At 41.2% G+C, this 18,654-nt stretch carries 11 protein-coding genes and 3 pseudogenes; 8 read left to right on the forward strand and 6 right to left on the reverse strand.

Annotation, left to right across the window (positions count from 1 at the left end; translation table 11 throughout):
* Nucleotides 1-255: 255 nt before the first annotated feature.
* The 3 genes from NIES592_RS00350 to NIES592_RS00360 form a co-directional block, all read right to left on the reverse strand.
* The gene (locus tag NIES592_RS00350; protein ID WP_073554608.1) at nt 256-2,355 is read right to left on the reverse strand and encodes a CHAT domain-containing protein; all 2,100 of its coding nucleotides are present in this window, start codon (nt 2,353-2,355) and stop codon (nt 256-258) included.
* Nucleotides 2,356-2,811: 456 nt separating this feature from the next.
* Nucleotides 2,812-3,891, reverse strand: coding sequence for a peptidoglycan-binding domain-containing protein (locus NIES592_RS00355; RefSeq protein WP_073554609.1), 1,080 nt, complete (start codon nt 3,889-3,891; stop codon nt 2,812-2,814).
* Nucleotides 3,892-3,966: 75 nt separating this feature from the next.
* Nucleotides 3,967-4,908 carry an N-acetylmuramoyl-L-alanine amidase gene (locus NIES592_RS00360; RefSeq protein ID WP_073554610.1) on the reverse strand — a complete coding sequence of 314 codons (942 nt, stop codon included), beginning with the start codon at nt 4,906-4,908 and terminating at the stop codon, nt 3,967-3,969.
* A 496-nt stretch (nt 4,909-5,404) separates the two neighbouring features.
* Between NIES592_RS00360 and NIES592_RS00365 the strand changes: the two genes are divergently transcribed.
* Nucleotides 5,405-7,021: a hypothetical protein gene (locus NIES592_RS00365; RefSeq protein WP_073554611.1), complete on the forward strand. Its 1,617-nt coding sequence runs from the start codon at nt 5,405-5,407 to the stop codon at nt 7,019-7,021.
* 383 nt (nt 7,022-7,404) lie between these two features.
* On the opposite strand, the gene dnaK is transcribed toward NIES592_RS00365, so the two are convergent.
* Both dnaK and NIES592_RS00375 read right to left on the reverse strand, forming a co-directional pair.
* Nucleotides 7,405-9,279, reverse strand: a complete 1,875-nt coding sequence (gene dnaK, locus NIES592_RS00370; RefSeq protein ID WP_062249568.1) for a molecular chaperone DnaK — start codon at nt 9,277-9,279, stop codon at nt 7,405-7,407.
* A 373-nt stretch (nt 9,280-9,652) separates the two neighbouring features.
* Nucleotides 9,653-10,090, reverse strand: coding sequence for an Hsp20/alpha crystallin family protein (locus NIES592_RS00375; protein ID WP_009455221.1), 438 nt, complete (start codon nt 10,088-10,090; stop codon nt 9,653-9,655).
* Nucleotides 10,091-10,808: 718 nt separating this feature from the next.
* On the opposite strand from NIES592_RS00375, the gene NIES592_RS00380 reads away from it, so the two are divergent.
* From NIES592_RS00380 to NIES592_RS00395, 4 genes and pseudogenes are all read left to right on the forward strand, one after another.
* Complete coding sequence (locus NIES592_RS00380) at nt 10,809-11,333, forward strand: Hsp20/alpha crystallin family protein (protein WP_073554612.1); 525 nt, start codon at nt 10,809-10,811, stop codon at nt 11,331-11,333.
* 247 nt (nt 11,334-11,580) lie between these two features.
* Complete coding sequence (locus NIES592_RS25625) at nt 11,581-11,703, forward strand: hypothetical protein (protein WP_256678034.1); 123 nt, start codon at nt 11,581-11,583, stop codon at nt 11,701-11,703.
* A 96-nt stretch (nt 11,704-11,799) separates the two neighbouring features.
* Nucleotides 11,800-12,206: pseudogene (locus NIES592_RS00390) on the forward strand (zinc-dependent metalloprotease); the annotation flags it as partial.
* 19 nt (nt 12,207-12,225) lie between these two features.
* A pseudogene (locus NIES592_RS00395) lies at nt 12,226-12,426 on the forward strand (transposase); the annotation flags it as partial.
* A 97-nt stretch (nt 12,427-12,523) separates the two neighbouring features.
* On the opposite strand, the gene uvrA reads toward NIES592_RS00395, so the two are convergent.
* The gene (uvrA, locus tag NIES592_RS00400; protein ID WP_062249562.1) at nt 12,524-15,415 is read right to left on the reverse strand and encodes an excinuclease ABC subunit UvrA; all 2,892 of its coding nucleotides are present in this window, start codon (nt 15,413-15,415) and stop codon (nt 12,524-12,526) included.
* A gap of 420 nt (nt 15,416-15,835) precedes the next feature.
* On the opposite strand from uvrA, the pseudogene NIES592_RS00405 reads away from it, so the two are divergent.
* The 3 genes and pseudogenes from NIES592_RS00405 to NIES592_RS00415 all read left to right on the forward strand — a co-directional run.
* Nucleotides 15,836-17,173: pseudogene (locus NIES592_RS00405) on the forward strand (tetratricopeptide repeat-containing S1 family peptidase); the annotation flags it as partial.
* A gap of 202 nt (nt 17,174-17,375) precedes the next feature.
* Nucleotides 17,376-17,633 carry a DUF2281 domain-containing protein gene (locus tag NIES592_RS00410; RefSeq protein WP_073554614.1) on the forward strand — a complete coding sequence of 86 codons (258 nt, stop codon included), beginning with the start codon at nt 17,376-17,378 and terminating at the stop codon, nt 17,631-17,633.
* Nucleotides 17,620-18,018, forward strand: a complete 399-nt coding sequence (locus tag NIES592_RS00415; protein ID WP_073554615.1) for a type II toxin-antitoxin system VapC family toxin — start codon at nt 17,620-17,622, stop codon at nt 18,016-18,018. The genes NIES592_RS00410 and NIES592_RS00415 overlap by 14 nt, the downstream gene beginning before the upstream one ends.
* Nucleotides 18,019-18,654 lie beyond the last annotated feature (636 nt).

Here is an 18,654-nt window from a genome sequence, read left to right on the forward strand (position 1 = left end):
GGAGGCAGGCAATAGCCAATAGGCAATAGGAAAGAAGGAGTTTTTTCAAAAATCAAATAAGAATCCTATATAGCAATCCTAATTGAGTTGTGAGAAAATACGCAGATCCCCGACAAATCTTACGAAGTCGGGGATCTCACTTCTCACAAATGATTTGGGATTGCTATATTAGTTAAGAAAATAGTAGTTAGGTTGCGTTGAGCGACAAAGAAACCTACGCTCACTACTAACCACTAACTACTAACTACTAACCAATCACATCCCATTCCCAATTAAAATGAATCCTGCCCAGTAGTAGGGATGGTCGTAAATGCCATCGAGTAGTGATAATTGGGCTTTTTGTAAAGCTGCAACTTTGCTGAGTTTATCTTGTTGGAGTGCAGCGTAGAAAGCATTCATCAGTGCTTGTGTACCGTCATCAGAAACTTGCCATAAAGAAGCGATCGCAGCTTTTGCACCCGCTTCTTGCATGACATAGCCAAATCCCAAAATTTCTATACCATCACCTAACTGTCCTCCTAAGCCAGTTTCGCAGGCGCTCAATACTACTAAATCAGCGTTAGAAAGATTCCAAAATCGTAAATCCCGAAAACTAGCTGCATTACCGTCACCAAACAAAATAAAAGATTCATCCGGCGCACCTGGAACAAAAGCAGCATGGGTGGCAAAGTGAAGGATAGGGAAATTGCTCATCACCTTTACAGTTTCTTGTTCAGTAAATTCTGAATTAATCAGCTTTGCTGAACCAGGAAACGCCGAAGTCACATTTTCTACTTCCTTTCCTGCAAAAGGTAGTCCACCCAACTTGAAGGTACGCTTACCAACCTTAATATCGTAATTACCTCGTGTAAAAGCACCTGCCAATATCTTCAAATTCCGTGGACGTTCTTGTAAATCGGTGAGACTAAGAGCAGTAATATTATTTACCCGATAATTTTGTACCAACCACTCTTTGCCATCATAAAGTGCTGCCAGAGGTATGTAGCGTAACTGTCCATCTGGTGCATAGATAATAGTTTTTATATTGGCTTCCTTCAGAGCAGGTTCAATTGGTTGAATTAACCAACTATAAAGTTTCTGTCCTGGTTTTTTCGCATCGTTTGGTGGATTCTCTAAAGCTTTGCGGAATTCCTCAATTGTACGGTTTAGTTCTTGACGTTTCACAGCCACAGAACGACGGATTGGGGGTGTATAAGGGGTAACTAACACTAGCTCCAAGCGGTCTTCTAGAATTAGGGGATAGAGCAAAACCGCGTTTATATCCAGTTGCTTAATAAAGTCTTGCAGGCGTCTGAGTATTTTAGGATTGAGATTTTCACCACCAGTAGCCCGGTTGAGTTCTTGGACATGAGCCATGACTTCTGGACTATCACTAAATGCTAAGAATTCTTTTAAGGTTTCTCTTTGAGCAGCTTCCAATTCTTGTCTGCGTGTCTCTTGTTGAGGTGTGCGGTCTTTTTCGGGAATCTTTTGCAATTCACTGAGTTCTTTACCCTGTTTGACTACTAGAGAAATTTCATTGTTAAATTTATCTACAACTCGCTTTTCTGCTTGCAGATATTCTACGCCCTGGGGTGTTTTGGCTTTGTCTCGGACATTATTCAGATAACTATCTAGTTCTTGGACTTTGAGCGAGTCAATAGCTACTTGTGCTTCCACTATACGGTTTTGCTTGAGTAACAAATCAGCTAGATGGCGATAGGTATTTTTTAACCTGCTTGTATACAACTGCTGAATTTGTTTTGGTGGCGATGGTTGGGAATCTAGTTCCATTCCCTCCAAAGCATTAATTGCTTGCTTGTAAAAAGCGATCGCTAACTCTGGCTTTTGTTGTGCTTCTAAAAGAGAAGCTATTTGGTGCAGAATTTCTGCTTGGGCTTGCATGTTATTGGTTTCTTTACCCATTACCAAAGCTTGTTGATAAAGCTCCTGTGCTTTCCCATAAACTCCAGTTTTGTAATAAATTACACCTATATGACTGAAAATTTCCATTTCCTCAGTCTTGTTATCAGTTTCTTTAGCAATAATCAAGGCTTGCTGATAATGATCTAAGGCTTTGGGGTAGTCGCGTAATTTCTCGTAAGTCTCTGCGATATATTTGAGAGTCGTTATTTCGCCTTGACGCTGCTCAGTTGCTTTAAAAATATCTAACGCCTGTGTAAAAGTTGCTAAAGCTTGGCGTAACTTACCTTGATTGAACTGTTGCAGTCCCTGTTGTTGTAACTGCAAAGCCTCTTTTGTACGGCGTTGTGTTGATGTATCTGTTGTCGGAGACTGAGGAGCCAGGATATCACACGAAACCAGGAAAGTCAGGCAAAGTATGATCAGGACGAGACGTTGGAGAAGGTAAAGCATTAGTAAGCTCTCCAGTTAATAGGAGTGCTGATGATTTATTCAGTTATATATCCTTATTTTTCGGAACCTAAATCGGATTCACACAAAAACATTACCCAGTATTGCACAATGGCACTTTACCATTACAGCCAGCAAGTACGCAATAATAGACCTCTTGCAAAAGTCCCTTTTGCAAGACAAGACTAAGGTAAAGAGGAAAGGTTAAAGGGTAATGGGTAATGACCAACACCGAAGCATAATATTGTAAGCAATTAGCCGAACTTGAGCTTACTTGAGCTAAATACTCTGGAAATTTATTTATTGGCAGACGAAAAACTAGGTGCAAGATCTAAGTCTACCCCTTTAATCTTTTCCGCAACTTTTAATTACCATTACACAATTAATTACATATTTTTCAAGCTGTTCCCTATTACCTATTGTCTGTCTCTACGAATGAATTTAATTTTGCCTAAGCACTTAATAACCATCCACTGACCAATGGGGAGGGTCATTACTCAGTTTATATACACCGTAAGATTCGCCCACTTTCCATAAAATTTTATTCAAAGCAGCATTACAAGGTTCACCAATGCTAACCATTCTGCCGTTTCTATCCCTAATATTAATTTTGCCATCCCAGGTTACATTCCAGTCAATTGCTAATCTTTGAATATGGCGAGAATTTAAAGATACAGGATTACCACCTACACCATAAGCCACTACCATCTCTTTAGCAGCTTGTATTGAGCCTGCATTGGTATAATGCACCCAATTAATATCAACTCCATTCATTGCTGGTACATATTGGGGAGATATTTCTTGGCGATTGATTCTAGCCGAATAATGCATTAGGTAAGCACGTTCTTTGGGACGATGGGTAGCAGTAACAATCACCTGACAGCCAGCATCAATCAATGCATTGTGAAATGCTTCTACTTTTTGACGAAAAGGAGAAGCTAAATCAGCAATTAACTTACTTGTGGGAAAATAATCAACCCAATGGGAACCACTCAACCGAAATCTTTGTGTTTTTGCATAGGTATTAAATATATCCATTGCTTGGGTAAAGTTTGTCCCCAGTTTTTGTTTAGTGGTATCACTCAAAGCTTGTTCTAATTCACCACGTAGACGTACATCTCTTTTTTTATATGCTTCAGTTAATCCTTTGGTACTTGTATTACCAAAATCACCATCTACTGTTAATGGAGGATTGAGTTGTGCTACCTGATTTAAACACTTTTGTAAATCCTTAACTTCTGTGTCACCAAAACCTAAATAATTCAGCAATGTACTAGCTGAAAGGTTAGGAATTTTAGCGATAAAATCTTGAGTAATGGCTTTACTATATGTGCCGTTACCAACAATTCCATCGGCTTCTAAGCCATTTCTTTGTTGATAAATTCGAGTAGCTTCGTCAGTGATTTTATCAAAGTCACCATCAACAGTTTGCATCGGATATTCAGTTTCTTTTAAAAAACTTTGCCACGCACTCACATAAATTCCATTAGAACCAATTTTGAGAACTGGTAATTTCAGTACAGAGATATTAAAAGCCATAGATTTCTCCTCAAGTGTTCTTTGTCGGTTGAAATAATCATCAACCAACAAACAATCAACAACAAACGACATCTATTAACCAATTAGTTTCTGCCAAGTAATAGGTCCAACAATTCCATCAGCAGTTAAACCATTTTGTTGCTGAAATCTCTTCATTGCTGCTTCTGTTTGTGGTCCATAAACGCCGTCAATTTCCACACCCAAGCGGAATTGCAGGTATCTGACAACTATACCACCTGCATGATTTACTCTAATAACTCGTTTCGCTAAAATTTGATTAATTGCATTCCAGGTAGTGTCTCCAGCAATTCCCGTTTGTTGAATACCAGTTATAATTTGAAATTTTTCTATTGCCGATTTGGTTGTAGCACCATTAATGCCATCTTCTAACAGAGACCTACCATTTTTATCGGTAATTTTAAGTCGATTTAAAGCTTTTTGCAATCTCTGGATGGTTGTATCTGGATTGTCTTCTTCATCGGCAACGGGAGTTACAGCTGCGGTAGGTAATTTACCAGTTAAACCTTTGACGATCGCATTCGCCATTGCCTCTGGATTATACAGATTCATGTCTTTTGGCGAATCGATAAAGCAACATTCTATTAAAATCGCAGCCATATTTGTATTCTTAAGGACAAATAGGTGACTACCATTCTTCACGCCGCGATTAAAAAAGCCTAATTTCACAATTTCATCTAATACTGGTTTGGCAAATTTTCTACCTGTATCGCTAATTGCAAATACTTCTGTACCATTTGCTTGGCGGTTAAAGGCATTAAAATGAATGGATACAAAAAGTTCTACTTTACTAGCATTTGCTGTCGCGCATCTTTTCCTCAGCGACTCTCCTACTGTTGAGGCTCTGTCTGGCTTACAATCTACAACTTGATGCCCTAAAGCTCTTAGCTTAGATATAACTCTGTTGCCTACATCTAAGGTCAAATTATCCTCAATCTTAATTCCTCTTGCACCAGTATCGGGTGGGCAATTATGCCCAATGTCTATCCCAAATTTCATTTGTTTCTCCTCTCATAAATTGTTTAATAATTCTGCTAGTATTTAATTTTGAATAGGTTCATTACTAATTGCCGATATAGCAAACAAAATTTAAGTATTTTGGCTATTATAATGTGCTAGGCAACTATATATAATGATACTGCCTAGCAGCAGTTCATTGTAACAAAGAAAATTTTGAAAGATTTTTGCTCAAAAATTCGCAACAAACATTGTCGTACATCTGGCTTTCAGCCGTGCTGTTATTTATAACTCATGTGAATAAAAGCAGTGACGTTGTCAAAAAGCTTTATTTATCAACCGCCAAGACGCCAAACATTTGTAGAGTCTGCGTAAGTTCTATAGAGTTGAGTTAAAAGCTTTGAAAATTATTTTTTGACGATTAAGAAATTAGGTGTAAGACATGACTTTTCCCACTCTCAAAAAATAAGATTTTCTCAGCACTATGTTAGGAATTTTTGTGAGAGCATGTTAAACACAGGGTTAAAAAAAGCACATTATGACTAATATTACTACTGCACAACTACAGAGCAACAATCAAATACCTACGGATGTACAAGTGCGGTCTGAAGCGCGAAAACCAATTACAGACCCAACTTTGGGTATTCCTGTGCATGTAAATAGACAAGGAACGCCTCAGCATCGGCTGGTAACTATTGGTGATTCAATTACACATGGTTTTCAAAGTGGAGCAATTTTTAATACACGGCTATCCTATCCTGCAATTATCGCTAGGGAAATGGGTTGGAAACAGTTGCGTTATCCTAACTATGATTCACCAGGTGATGGATTGCCATTAAACTTAGAATCTCTGGCCCGTAATCTCCAGCAAAAGTTTGGTGACAATGTCAACTTTTTAGAATTTTTGCCAGCTTTGCTATTTTTACGTAGCTTCCTAGATAAAACTGAAGATTACTGGGAACGTGGCGAAGGTTCACTGCCAGTAAATCAACGTGAGATTAATCACAACTTAGCTGTTTACGGTTGGGATTTGCGGAATACTCTCTCACGCAATGCAGATATTTGCATTGACATCATTAATAATTACAAAACTCAAGATGATTTTTGGCAACAGACTGTTGCTCATCATAATGAACGGGCCACTATCCGGGTTTTGAACTCAGCCAGAGATGCAAATGGTAAAGCACTCACGCCACTGCAAGCAGCCACAGCACTTGGTGCTGAAGGAACAGCAGAAACAGAAGGAATTGAAACTTTGATTGTCTTTATTGGTGCAAATAATGCTCTAGGCAGTATTCTCACATTTAATGTTGTATGGACTGATACTGGCTATGATGACATGAAAGTCAATGATCAATACACTGTCTGGCGTCCAATTCACTTCAAAGCAGAACTAGACCAGGTAGTGGCTGAAGTCAAGAAAATTCGCGCTCGGCATGTAATTTTTGGTACAGTACCTCATATTACCATTGTACCCTTCGCTAAGGGAGTAAGCGGTAAAGTTACACAGGGTTCACGTTACTTTCCTTACTATACTTTACCTTGGATTGCAGATGCAGATTTTAATCCCAAGAAACATCCACATCTGACTGAAGCAGAAGTCAGAGCGATCGACAGTGCTATTGACCAGTACAATGAATATATTACTGATGCAGTGCGACAAGCGAGAAATGAAGGTAGAGATTGGTATTTACTGGAAACTTGTGGGTTACTTGATAGGTTAGCATTCCGCCGTTATTTAGAAGATAACACTGCTAGACCTTCTTGGTGGGAAGAAGTTGGTGGAGCCTACGAACTACCACCAGCATTACAAGCACTCTCACCTGTTCCAGACTCTCGCTTTTTCATCTCTGGCTCCAATGGTCGTACTCAAGGTGGTTTGTTCTCTTTAGATGGAATTCATCCTACCACAATAGGTTACGGCATTCTTGCTCAGGAAGTGATCAAGATTATGCAATCAGCAGGTGTGAAGTTTTACGAGAGTGATGGTCAAACCGAACGTAGGGGAGAAGTAAAAGTTGATTTTCAGCGATTAGTTAGTGAAGATACACTAATTTCTCAGCCACCACGAAATGTTGCAGATATCCTCAAGATAATTGGCGAACTGGATAAGAGATTTAATATTGTCAGTCAGCTGTTAAAGAGGAATTACTAGCAAAATCAGGACTAGAAGTCAATAAAGATTTTTATCTCTCTTCGACTGCGCCCAGTTCTAACCATGTTGATTTCTGCGCTTGTGTGATACCTGTCACACCGTAAATATTCATACCCTCATACAAGCGCTCTGCTCTTAAAGTCCTGATGCACTTTTTTGTTTGTACATCCAGTTCCATTGGCTTATAAGGCTAATGCCTGTGTTGGGATTTTACTGGTTTTTAGGGAGCATATAGAATTGCTTGTAATTTTATACAACTTAATACAACTTAACTCTTATCAATTCCAGCTAATCCTGGCATGATCATCAAATTAATTCACTCATCAACATGAACCACAAAGACACAAAGCTTCGTGTTCTTTGTGCCTTTGTGGTGAGCTAATTTATTTATTTTCTACAAAGTCGGCATCGATCACATCTTCACCGCCACCTTTGTGATTGGTGGAAGCACTACCTGCTTGAGAGTAAACAGCACTACCTATTTGCATCAAGGCTTGTTGAATATCGTTGGTGAGAGACTTCATGCGATCATAGTTTTCACGATCAATAGCCCCACGCAGGTCTTTAATCAAGCCTTCCAAACGAGTTTTGTCGGCAGGAGGCACTTTGTCGCCCAAGTCCTTGAGTTGTTTTTCAGCTTGGTAGGCAACAGAATCTGCCGTGTTTTTCGTATCCACGCGATCGCGCCGTCTGCGGTCTTCTTCGGCATTACGTTCGGCTTCCTTCACCATCCGTTCGACTTCAGATTTATCTAGTGTGGATGCACCAGTAATCGTGATGGATTGTTGCTTGCCAGTGGCTTTTTCTTTTGCCGACACCGACAAAATACCATTGGCATCAATATCAAATGTCACCTCAATTTGCGGAATCCCACGGGGTGCAGGTGGAATACCATCAAGCCGGAAGTTGCCTAGACTCTTGTTGTCGGCTGCCATTTCCCGTTCTCCTTGCAGGACGTGGATTTCCACATTGGTTTGCCCATCGGCAGCGGTGGAGAAGATTTCTGATTTTTTGACTGGAATAGTGGTGTTGCGGGGAATGATCTTGGTCATCACACCGCCCAAGGTTTCCACACCCAGTGATAGAGGAGTCACATCCAACAACAAGATGTCTTTCACATCCCCTGCCAATACTCCAGCCTGAATTGCTGCACCGACGGCAACCACTTCATCGGGGTTCACACCTTGACACGGATCTTTACCTGTCATTTGCCGTACCAATTGCTGTACGGCAGGAATGCGCGTCGAACCACCAACCAATACAACTTCATCAATGTCAGCAGCCGTCAGTTTAGCATCACGCAGAGCCTGATTAACGGGAACCCGACAGCGATCGAGCAGGTCAGAACACATTTGCTCAAACTGCGCCCGTGTGAGGGTCATGTCTAGGTGTTTGGGGCCTTCTTGGGTTGCCGTAATAAAGGGCAGGTTAATGTTTGTTTGTGTTGCTCCTGAAAGTTCGATTTTGGCTTTTTCGGCAGCTTCCGTGAGGCGCTGCAAAGCTTGTTTATCTTTGCGTAGATCTACACCTTCGTTGCGCTGAAACTCCGTTGCTAGCCAATCGACAATTTTCTTGTCGAAGTCATCCCCACCTAAATGGGTATCACCACTAGTGGATTTTACCTCAAACACCCCATCACCCACTTCCAGGATCGAGACATCAAAGGTACCACCACCCAAGTCAAACACCAAGATGGTTTCGTTTGTTTTCTTGTCTAACCCGTAGGCGAGAGCTGCGGCAGTAGGTTCGTTGATAATCCGCAATACTTCAATCCCTGCGATGCGTCCGGCATCTTTGGTAGCTTGCCGTTGAGAGTCATTGAAGTAAGCCGGAACTGTAATCACCGCCTGTTTGACGGGTTCTCCCAAATAGGTGCTGGCATCATCTACCAGTTTACGTAGTACCTGAGCCGAAATTTCTTCTGGTGCAAATTGTTTGTTTTGGATGGGACAATCTAGCTTGACATTGCCATTACTATCACGCAGAACCTTATAGGAAACTTGTTTAGCCTCGCCGGTAATTTCGTCGTATTTGCGTCCGATGAATCGCTTCACTGAATAAAAAGTATTTTCAGGATTCATCACTGCTTGGCGTTTGGCAATTTGTCCAACCAATTTGTCGCCAGTTTTAGTGTAGGCAACCACTGATGGAGTGGTACGGCTGCCTTCTGCGTTGGCAATAACAACGGGTTGTCCGCCTTCCATCACAGCAACGCAGGAATTTGTAGTTCCTAAATCGATTCCAACAACTTTTGCCATTGAACTCCTCCTTTCATCTGAGTTCAAGATCAAGTCGAATAGGTAAAAACAGTAGTTGGGAGATAAGTTGATGGTACTCCCATTAACCCATCAATCCATTCCATAAGACCTGTCTTGAAAATAGGGAACGGGGATTAGGGATGGGGGATCGGGGATTAACTTAACAGCCAACCCATAATCCATCTGTGTGCATCGCCTTGCACTGTGTTCGTTAAATTTTCATCCCCTAGTTGTGGACAATTGCCCGTGAGGATCTATAAAGTGTAGGGGAAAAAATCTTGATCCCTCATTGTGAACTATTTTGCAAGAGTTGGGGAAAGGTTAAAGGGTAAAGTATTTTTCGATCCCTTTAAACCTTTCCCTTTAGCAAGGGTTAGACAATATTCACTTTCACGACTTTATTTTTCTCTTCTTCTGCTTTTGGAAGTGTGAGTTGCAGAATACCGTTCTTATACTCTGCTTTCACATTGGTATTTTCAACTCGTGCAGGCAGAGGAATTACTCGCTGGAATTTACCGTAACGAAATTCGGTACGAGTCATTCCTTTTTCTTCAGTTTTAGTTTCTTCTTTGCGTTCTCCGCTAATTGAAACTGCTTCAGCAGAAACTTGTACATCAATATCCTTGGCGTCCATTCCTGGAATTTCCAGTTTTAAATGAATCGCATCTGATGTTTCTTGCATTTCTGCTGCGGGAATAAAGTTTGTACCGATTCTTTCACCGTCTCTTGTCATTAAGCGATCAAATAAACGGTTCATATCTTGTTGTAAATTTTCAATTTCTTGGAATGGTTGCCAACGAATTAGAGACATAGGATTTACCTCCGATTTTGCTGTTCAATTATGTAATTTATTTAATTTGGTCTATCTAATTTCACATTAATAAGTGAGCCAAAAATTGTGGGTTCGGTTCTCTCGAAAAACTTGATTCATCCTTCCGAACAAAACCGTTTAAGACGGCTGTGGTCGTGAGGGAGTAAATTCTTGAACAAGACGATCGCCTTTACTTGCAGCTTGGCGTGATGTCGGCAGGAAAGAGGATGCGATCGCTCCACCGTAAAGCACAATGTAAAAATGTAAATCAGCGAAAATTTAACATTCAGCTTGAGACACCACAAAAAGATCCAGATATAAGCGCTGGGAAAAAGCATCCCTACGGCTGTGCCTGAGCAAGGCGCGATCGCAACTCCTCACCTTCCAAAATCTCTTTCTGCAACAGGGTTTGTGCTGTGAACTCTGAACCCAAAATACTGAAGAATCGCTCGTCGCGACACCTTAATTAATTACAAAATTCCTTGAAGCTATTGGGTGGGAGAACCGCCATATCCTCCGTTCGGGAAACACTACTTCAAGCAAACTCAGAGTTTCAAAATTGTTTGCTATCTATATTGAGTAGAGCAGCTACAACAAAAATCTAGTCTGCATTCCAAGATAGAAGTTAGATGCCTTGTGCTGCTCAATCTATATTGAAATGTATAAACTCTACAGACCTTAAAAATTGATTAAAGAGGAGGCTAACCTTATGAGAATAATGCGTTGGCAACCTTTTGATCTGAATTGGCAACCGTTTGAGCGAATGGAATCGCTGCGTCGTCAGCTTGATCAAATTTTTGACGAGGTTACGGGTACATCTACAGAGCGTGAAGTTAGCTGGTACCCTGCCATTGAGCTAATGGATACCTCTGATAACCTGGTGTTGCGTGTCCAACTCCCTGGTATCGATCGCAACCATCTTAATATTCAAGCGACGCGAGATGCCGTACTGATTGAGGGTGAGCATCCTTATCCACAGCAATCTGAAGACAGTCAGTGGCTCCGCTCAGAATTTGCCTATGGTAAATTCCGCCGGCTGATTGCCTTACCCGTTGCGATCGAACCTGATCGCGTAAGCGCTGAGTATCACGATGGTATTCTCACCCTAACCCTACTTAAAACTGAACAAGAACGTCGCCGGGTTGTGAAGGTGAACTTAGGCGAGTTGTCAGGTTCAGCCTCTACCGCTACCCTGGAAGCCGCCAGCGAAACGGTCCCGAACGGAAATAATCACAGCCGCTAAGTAAACCCTGAAGGCTCCTCCCTAACCCTGAGGAGCCTTTTCACCCCCTATATTTACTTAACTTAGCGTCTAACGCCTTGATCTTTACTGGTGGAAAGCGAGTGGAAAAGATACACTGAAAACGTAAGCAGTTCATAAAACTTAAAACTTTCAAAAGGAATCGAACTAATTATGTTTGCAGTATTTGTTGTTTTCACTCGTAATTATCTCTATCAGGCAAAATTCGATCAAGTGCGTGGAAAATTAATTGTATTACACACACAGACGATTAATTACTTTTGCGGATCGCTTGGGAATTGACCGTATGACTCGCCAAAATCTCATCCGTTTGGCTCATGCCAACGGCAAGCGATTGGGTTTACTTTCTTAGAAAGAGTTGCCAAAATTTTTGTCTTGCCGACATCGAAAAGTGACTGCACCCTAAAATGTAAAATTGCGCTGTAACATTAGCCACAGACATGAATTTAGGATTAATAGTTTTCAAGCTGTAATACTAAGATCACTCCTAGATAGCGATCGCCTTAATCGTCTCCGGGATATAGAATTCAAAACAACACCTGGACAAGCGCTTTCCATGCCAGAATTGTTCAATACTCTCCAAAAAACATTTGGACAGAAATTATAGACACCAGGGAACCAAAATCAATTTCTAGTATCCGTCGTTCTTTGCAAGGGGAACACTTAAATATTTTGCTCGAGATGGTGTTGCGTACGACAGATGTACCACAAGACGCACGGACACTAGCTTGGTTTGAATTACGTCAACTACGCCAAGCCATTGATGATAGTCTGAAACATCAAAACGAAAACCTTGATATTTATACGTTAGCGCATTTAGAAGAGACGAGCGATCGCTCAAATTCATACTTCAATTATGCAACGCCAATATTCTTCATCTTTTTCCGCAGAGATGGGAGCACCTGCAAAATCATTTCGGATGGCATTAGGGGCATTAATAATCAAAGAAAAGCTAGGGATAAGCGACAGAGAAACAGTAGAACAAATTAAAGAGAACCCTTATCTACAGTACTTTATAGGGATGTCATCTTATAGTAATGAAACTCCATTTGATGCATCAATGTTAGTAGCGTTTTGCATTTGATCCTGCCCCTCTTTGAACTCGCGGAGAAGGGAGGGGGTGAGGTTGTTCATTCTTTATTGGTGTACATAGTTCATGACGGCTACTTAATCTAATTCGTCAAAACCACTGGTGGATACTGCTGCAATACCTGCTTCAAATACTGTCCAGTATACGACTTAGGATTCTCTGCAACTTCCTCTGGTGTACCCTTAGCTACGACTTCTCCGCCTTTATCACCACCTTCTGGCCCTAAATCGATCACCCAATCAGCACAACGAATCACATCTAAGTTGTGTTCAATCACCAAAATCGAATTACCTTTATCTACTAATCTCTGCAAAACATCCAATAACTTATGCACATCATAAAAAGATAAACCCGTGGTTGGTTCATCGATTAAATAAAGAGTTTTACCTGTGGCGCGGCGTGATAATTCTGTGGCTAACTTGACTCGCTGTGCTTCCCCACCAGATAAAGTTGTTGCAGGTTGTCCCAATTGAATGTAACCCAAGCCAACATCTACTAAAGTTTGCAAACGATTCACAGCTTTGGGAATATTTTGGAAAAACTCCAAAGCTTCCTCAACAGTCATATTCAAAACATCAGCAATCGATTTGTCTTTGTATTTAACTTGCAAGGTTTCGCGGTTGTATCTTGCACCTTTGCAGACTTCGCACTGCACATATACATCCGGCAAAAAATTCATCTCAATAACATTCACACCTTGTCCACTACAAGCTTCACAACGTCCGCCTTTGACATTAAAAGAAAACTGTCCTGGTTTATAACCCCTGGCTTTCGCTTCAATAGTGGCTGAAAACGTATCACGAATCACATCAAAAATACCCGTGTAAGTCGCTGGATTAGAACGAGGAGTCCTACCAATAGGTGATTGATCAATGACGATCGCTTTATCAATTGCATTCAATCCCTTAATTCCATCAATTTCTTTCGGGAAAGGAACTTTACGCAAAAGGTGATGTTGCAATGCTGGGTAAAGTAATTCATTAATTAAAGTAGACTTCCCAGAACCAGAAACACCAGTCACAGCAACAAGTTTACCCAGTGGTATCTCCACATCTATATTTTTCAGGTTATTACGACGGGCATTTTTGATCACTAAACTTACCCCATTCCCTTCTCTTCTCTTCCCAGGAGTTTGAATCACTCGCCTTCCCGACAAATAAGCACCCGTCAGGGAATTTTCCGCCTCTAATAACGCCTGTAAATTACCTTCAGCAACAATATTACCGCCGTGAATACCTGCACCCGGTCCAATATCAACAATATAGTCAGCAGCCCGAATAGTTTCCTCGTCATGCTCCACTACAATTAACGTATTCCCCAAATCCCGCAACCTAGTCAAAGTCCGCAGTAACCTGCTGTTATCACGTTGATGCAAACCAATACTCGGTTCATCTAAAACATATAACACCCCAGTCAACCCAGAACCAATCTGAGTCGCCAAACGAATACGCTGCGCCTCCCCACCAGAAAGCGTCATCGCCGGACGATCTAAAGTCAAATAATCCAACCCCACATCCAACAAAAACTGTAACCTGGCACGAATTTCGCGCAACACCAAATCAGCAATCTGCATTTGGCGATCGCTCAACTTTAATTGATCAACTCTTTCCCGACACTCGCGAATCGACACCCCCGTCAAATCCAACACTCGGTACTGCCCTAACCGTACCGCCAAAGCTTCCGGCTTCAAACGCTTTCCCTCACACACCGGACAGACTTGATCAATCAAATACTGTTCCAATTTTTGCTTAATTAACTCCGTACCTCCCTCATATTGCCTCTGCAATATCGGAATCACCCCTCTAAAGTCTTTCCTTGGCGTCCTTGGCGTCTTGGCGGTTTCTTCTCCATGTAAAATAATCTGCCGCTGTTCCTCCGTCAACTTCTGCCACTGCGTCTGTAACTCAAACCCGTAAGCTTGCCCCAAACCATACAATAACTCCAAATAATAAGAATTATCCTTTTCCGACCAAGGGGCGATCGCAGCATACACAGGTGCTTCCGGATCAGGAACAACCAACTCCGGTGAAAATGTTCTTAAACTGCCAATACCATGACAATGAGGACAAGCACCATAGGGCGAATTAAACGAGAACAAACGCGGCGATAATTCCTCCATCACTGCACCGTGTTCTGGACAGGCAAAGTTTTCGGAAAAGACTAATTCTTGGTCATTTGTTGGTTGGGCGTCGGAAGTGGGATTAAATAAAATTACAGCTATACCTTCCGACAATTTTAAACACGTAGATAGGGAATCGACCAAACGCTCTTGAATACCGTCTTTTTTCACCAAACGGTCGATTACTACTTCTATGGTGTGTGTAAAATTTTTATCTAACTCAATGGCATCTGAAAGTTCTCGCACTTCCCCATCAATACGCACACGCACAAAACCTTGGGAAGCGAGACTAGATAACAGCTTTTTATGAGTACCTTTTTTACCCCGGACTACAGGCGCGAGAATTTGAAAGCGGGTGCGATCGCTCAACTCCATAATTCGATCTACCATCTCATCAATGGTTTGAGGCGCAATACAGCGATCGCAAATCGGACAATGGGGTTCTCCAGCCCGTCCAAATAATAACCGCAGATAATCGTAAATCTCCGTCACCGTTCCCACTGTCGAACGGGGGTTATGGGAAGTGGACTTTTGATCAATTGAAATCGCCGGACTCAAGCCTTCTATTGACTCCACATCCGGTTTGTCCATCTGACCTAAAAATTGCCTAGCGTAGGCGCTGAGAGATTCCACATAGCGACGCTGTCCTTCAGCAAAGATGGTATCGAATGCTAAGGAAGACTTACCAGAACCAGAAACTCCTGTGAAGACAATTAGGCGATCGCGTGGTAATTCTAAATCAATATTTTTCAGGTTATGCTGCCTAGCACCCCGAATTCTAATCTGATTCAGGCTGGTGGAGTTGGGGTGGGAAAGGTGTCCATTTAAGGATGCAGCAAACTGAGTTTCTGACATATCAACAGGCTAATGAATATGGGGCAGCACGAAACAGTCCTTAATAATACTAGCGTTGACTTGCACATAATAGAACAATAGTACTGTTTTTTGCAAATTAGTCCAAAGTAATTACTGAAGCAATAGCTTACCTTAACATAATTCAACAATAATAAAGTGTTTATTTATACTTTAATTTATATTAAATTACTTAAAAAATATTTAAAGCTTTGTATGATATTATGATGTGTGATTTGTAATAATTAAATAGGGCTCGCTGAAAAAGTAATAAAAAAGCTAGAAAAAGATTAATTTGTTATTCAAGTAAGAAACAAAGATAAGTTTTTATTTACTACGACTTGTAAATCATAAGCTTCAATCATAGTAGATGGAAAAAAAGGTGTAGTTTTCAAAAATAGACACAAAAAAGCCCTATATAAAATGAATTACTTCTATACACTGCCACCTGTATTCATCGGCGTATCAATAGTATTGGTGCAATCACAAGTAGCAGTCGCCCTATCTCAGCAAGAGGTGGAACAGATTGCTAGAGAAATTACGGTGCGGATTGTCGATACTCAAGATCCAACTGTTTCTGGTTCGGGTGTTTTGATTAAACATTCTGGGGACACTTACACGGTTTTGACTGCTTATCATGTGGTGAAAGATGGTGGTAAATACGAAGTTATTACACCAGATACACAAACTAATCGGGTGAAGTCTGTCAAACGCTTACCAGATGTTGATTTAGCTGTGGTTGAGTTTAGTAGTAGCAAGGATTATAAAATAGCCAAGATTGGGAATTCTGACAAAGCTACGGCTAGTAATAGTGTATATGTTGCAGGGTTTCCGGGCAGAACAGCAGCAATTTCTAATCCGCAGTTATTTTTCAACAAAGGACAAGTTCAAGCAAACGGTGCGGCGCAGCGTGATGGTTACAACATTCTCTACGATAACGATACTTTGAGTGGTATGAGTGGTGGGGCTGTGCTGAATGAGCAAGGGGAAGTGGTAGCAATTCACGGCAGAGTTGATGAGCAAGAAATTGGTGAGAAGAGTCAGAGTAAGATTATTACGGGTTTAGGTACTACTATTTATTCAGCTTTGCGGCAAATGTCAGCTGTGGGTGTGGATGTGGGAGTGCGTCCACCGGATGTTGTGGCGACTGGGCTGAAAGCAGATGACTTTTATATCAGAGCCTACGATAAGTATGATCAAAAAGATTACAAGGGCGCAATTGCTGATTTAACAGAAGCGATTCGTCTCAATCCCAACTATGACAAAGCCTACAACAACCGGGGTGTAGCCCGCAGTGATTTGGGAGATAAGCAAGGGGCGATCGCTGATTACACCTCTGCTCTCAAAATTAATCCCAACGATGCTGATGCCTATAACAACCGGGGTAATGCCCGCAGTGATTTGGGAGATAAGCAAGGGGCGATCGCTGATTTCAACTCTGCCCTCAAAATTAATCCCAACTATGCCGAAGCCTACTACAACCGGGGTAATGCCCGCAGACTATTGGGAGATAAGCAAGGGGCGATCGCTGATTACACCTCTGCCATCAAAATTAATCCTAACTATGCTAAAGCCTACAACAATCGGGGTAATGCCCGCAGACTATTGGGAGATAAGCAAGGGGCGATCGCTGATTTCAACACTGCTCTCAAAATTAATCCCAACTTAGCCCAAGCCTACGGACAACGGGGTATAGTCCGCGCCCTGACAGGAGATAAGCAGGGTGGAATTGCGGATTTGCAGAAAGCTGCTGAACTGTCTCAACAACAAGGAAATACAGAATTACATCAAAAGGTGTTGGAGTTTATTAGAAAGCTTCAGCAGTAGATAAGTGAGGAGTGTGAAAGGTATGAAGGGTGGTGCGATCGCTTGTTGATGATTCTCTATGATTAGGCGATCGCACCCCCATTGAGTAAAGCAGTAAGCTAGATTTAGCGGTTAGTTTAGTTAAAAAGTATGGTATATGAGTACTGAACAATTACTACTGGAAAAATGGCGATCGCTTCCCTTGGACAAGCAACAAGAAGTTCTTGATTTTGTTGAGTTTTTAGAGTTTAGGCAAACCTCTACAATTCTTCTCAAGCCAAAGAAATCTTTTCCCGCAACTACTTTGGATGATGTTGCAGGATGTTTGAAATATCAAGGTACAGCAAAAACGATTCAAGATATGGATAATGCTATCCGCCAAGGTGTAGAGGAATCATGGCATGATCGCAGTTGATACTAATATTATTGTCAGGCTGTTGACCCAAGATGATGAATTACAGTATCAACAGAGTTTAGAAATTTTCCAGAATCATGATGTTTTTATACCAGATACGGTGATTCTGGAAACTGAATGGGTACTAAGGTTTGCGTATAAGTTTAAAACAGAAGAAATATGTACAGCGTTGCGTAAGCTTTTTGGTTTATCGAATGTTCATTTAACAAATGCTAGTCTAATTTCTCAAGTACTGCAATGGCATGAAGCTGGCTTAGATTTTGCTGATGCTTTTCATTTAGCCCAAAGTCAGCACCATACTCAACTCTACACCTTTGATGAGAAATTCATAAAAAGGTCTCAAGGGCTGACAAGATGTGAAGTTAAAAAGCCTGAAGGTAAATAATCCTAATCGCATTCGGATCAACTAACAAGCGATCGCTTGTTGGTGATTCTCTATGATTGGGCGATGTCTGGCGACAAGCCACTGCGCGTCTACGCATTTCAAACAAGAAACTCCAAGTTTAAAATGAGACAATTCAGGTTTGAACCGTGAAACTTTGAGTTTGAAACCTGGAACTTCAAGTTTTAAACAAGAAACTTTTCGTTTCAAACGAGAAATTCCAAGCTTGAAACATGAAATTTCGAGTTCAAAGCTTGAAACTCCAAGGTTGAAACGAGAAACTTCGAGTTCAGAACTTGAAACTCCAAACAAGATCCCCGACTTTTATCAAAAGTTGGGGATCTGTTTGGCTAAATGACACGGCAGCATTTGACAAAGAGCTAGAATGAAATTGTTAGTGGCTGTAGTAACTGAGTGAGCAAATACATAGCTGTAAAACAGAGATGCTTTGCTAAAACCTAGATAGAAGAGAATTTACAAGTACATTGTAATTCACATTTTTATCCCAAACATCATGTGATGAAGGCGAAAAAAAGCACGAATAAAAAGAGCGTGCAGTAAGTATTTCAGCCTGAATCAAATCTTTTCGTTTTTCTGTTCTCTGCTACCTCATCATCAGTCCATAACAGAGAAAGCATA

Origin of the sequence: Fischerella major NIES-592, assembly GCF_001904645.1 — a bacterium.
GTDB classification, from domain to species: Bacteria; Cyanobacteriota; Cyanobacteriia; order Cyanobacteriales; family Nostocaceae; genus Fischerella; species Fischerella thermalis.

Bases quoted from the DNA above. Each gene is read 5' to 3' on its own strand.
- NIES592_RS00350 (WP_073554608.1), bottom strand. From the start codon at position 2,355: ATGCTTTACCTTCTCCAACGTCTCGTCCTGATCATACTTTGCCTGACT.
- NIES592_RS00355 (WP_073554609.1), bottom strand. From the start codon at position 3,891: ATGGCTTTTAATATCTCTGTACTGAAATTACCAGTTCTCAAAATTGGT.
- NIES592_RS00360 (WP_073554610.1), bottom strand. From the start codon at position 4,908: ATGAAATTTGGGATAGACATTGGGCATAATTGCCCACCCGATACTGGT.
- NIES592_RS00365 (WP_073554611.1), top strand. From the start codon at position 5,405: ATGACTAATATTACTACTGCACAACTACAGAGCAACAATCAAATACCT.
- dnaK (WP_062249568.1), bottom strand. From the start codon at position 9,279: ATGGCAAAAGTTGTTGGAATCGATTTAGGAACTACAAATTCCTGCGTT.
- NIES592_RS00375 (WP_009455221.1), bottom strand. From the start codon at position 10,090: ATGTCTCTAATTCGTTGGCAACCATTCCAAGAAATTGAAAATTTACAA.
- NIES592_RS00380 (WP_073554612.1), top strand. From the start codon at position 10,809: ATGCGTTGGCAACCTTTTGATCTGAATTGGCAACCGTTTGAGCGAATG.
- uvrA (WP_062249562.1), bottom strand. From the start codon at position 15,415: ATGTCAGAAACTCAGTTTGCTGCATCCTTAAATGGACACCTTTCCCAC.
- NIES592_RS00410 (WP_073554614.1), top strand. From the start codon at position 17,376: ATGAGTACTGAACAATTACTACTGGAAAAATGGCGATCGCTTCCCTTG.
- NIES592_RS00415 (WP_073554615.1), top strand. From the start codon at position 17,620: ATGATCGCAGTTGATACTAATATTATTGTCAGGCTGTTGACCCAAGAT.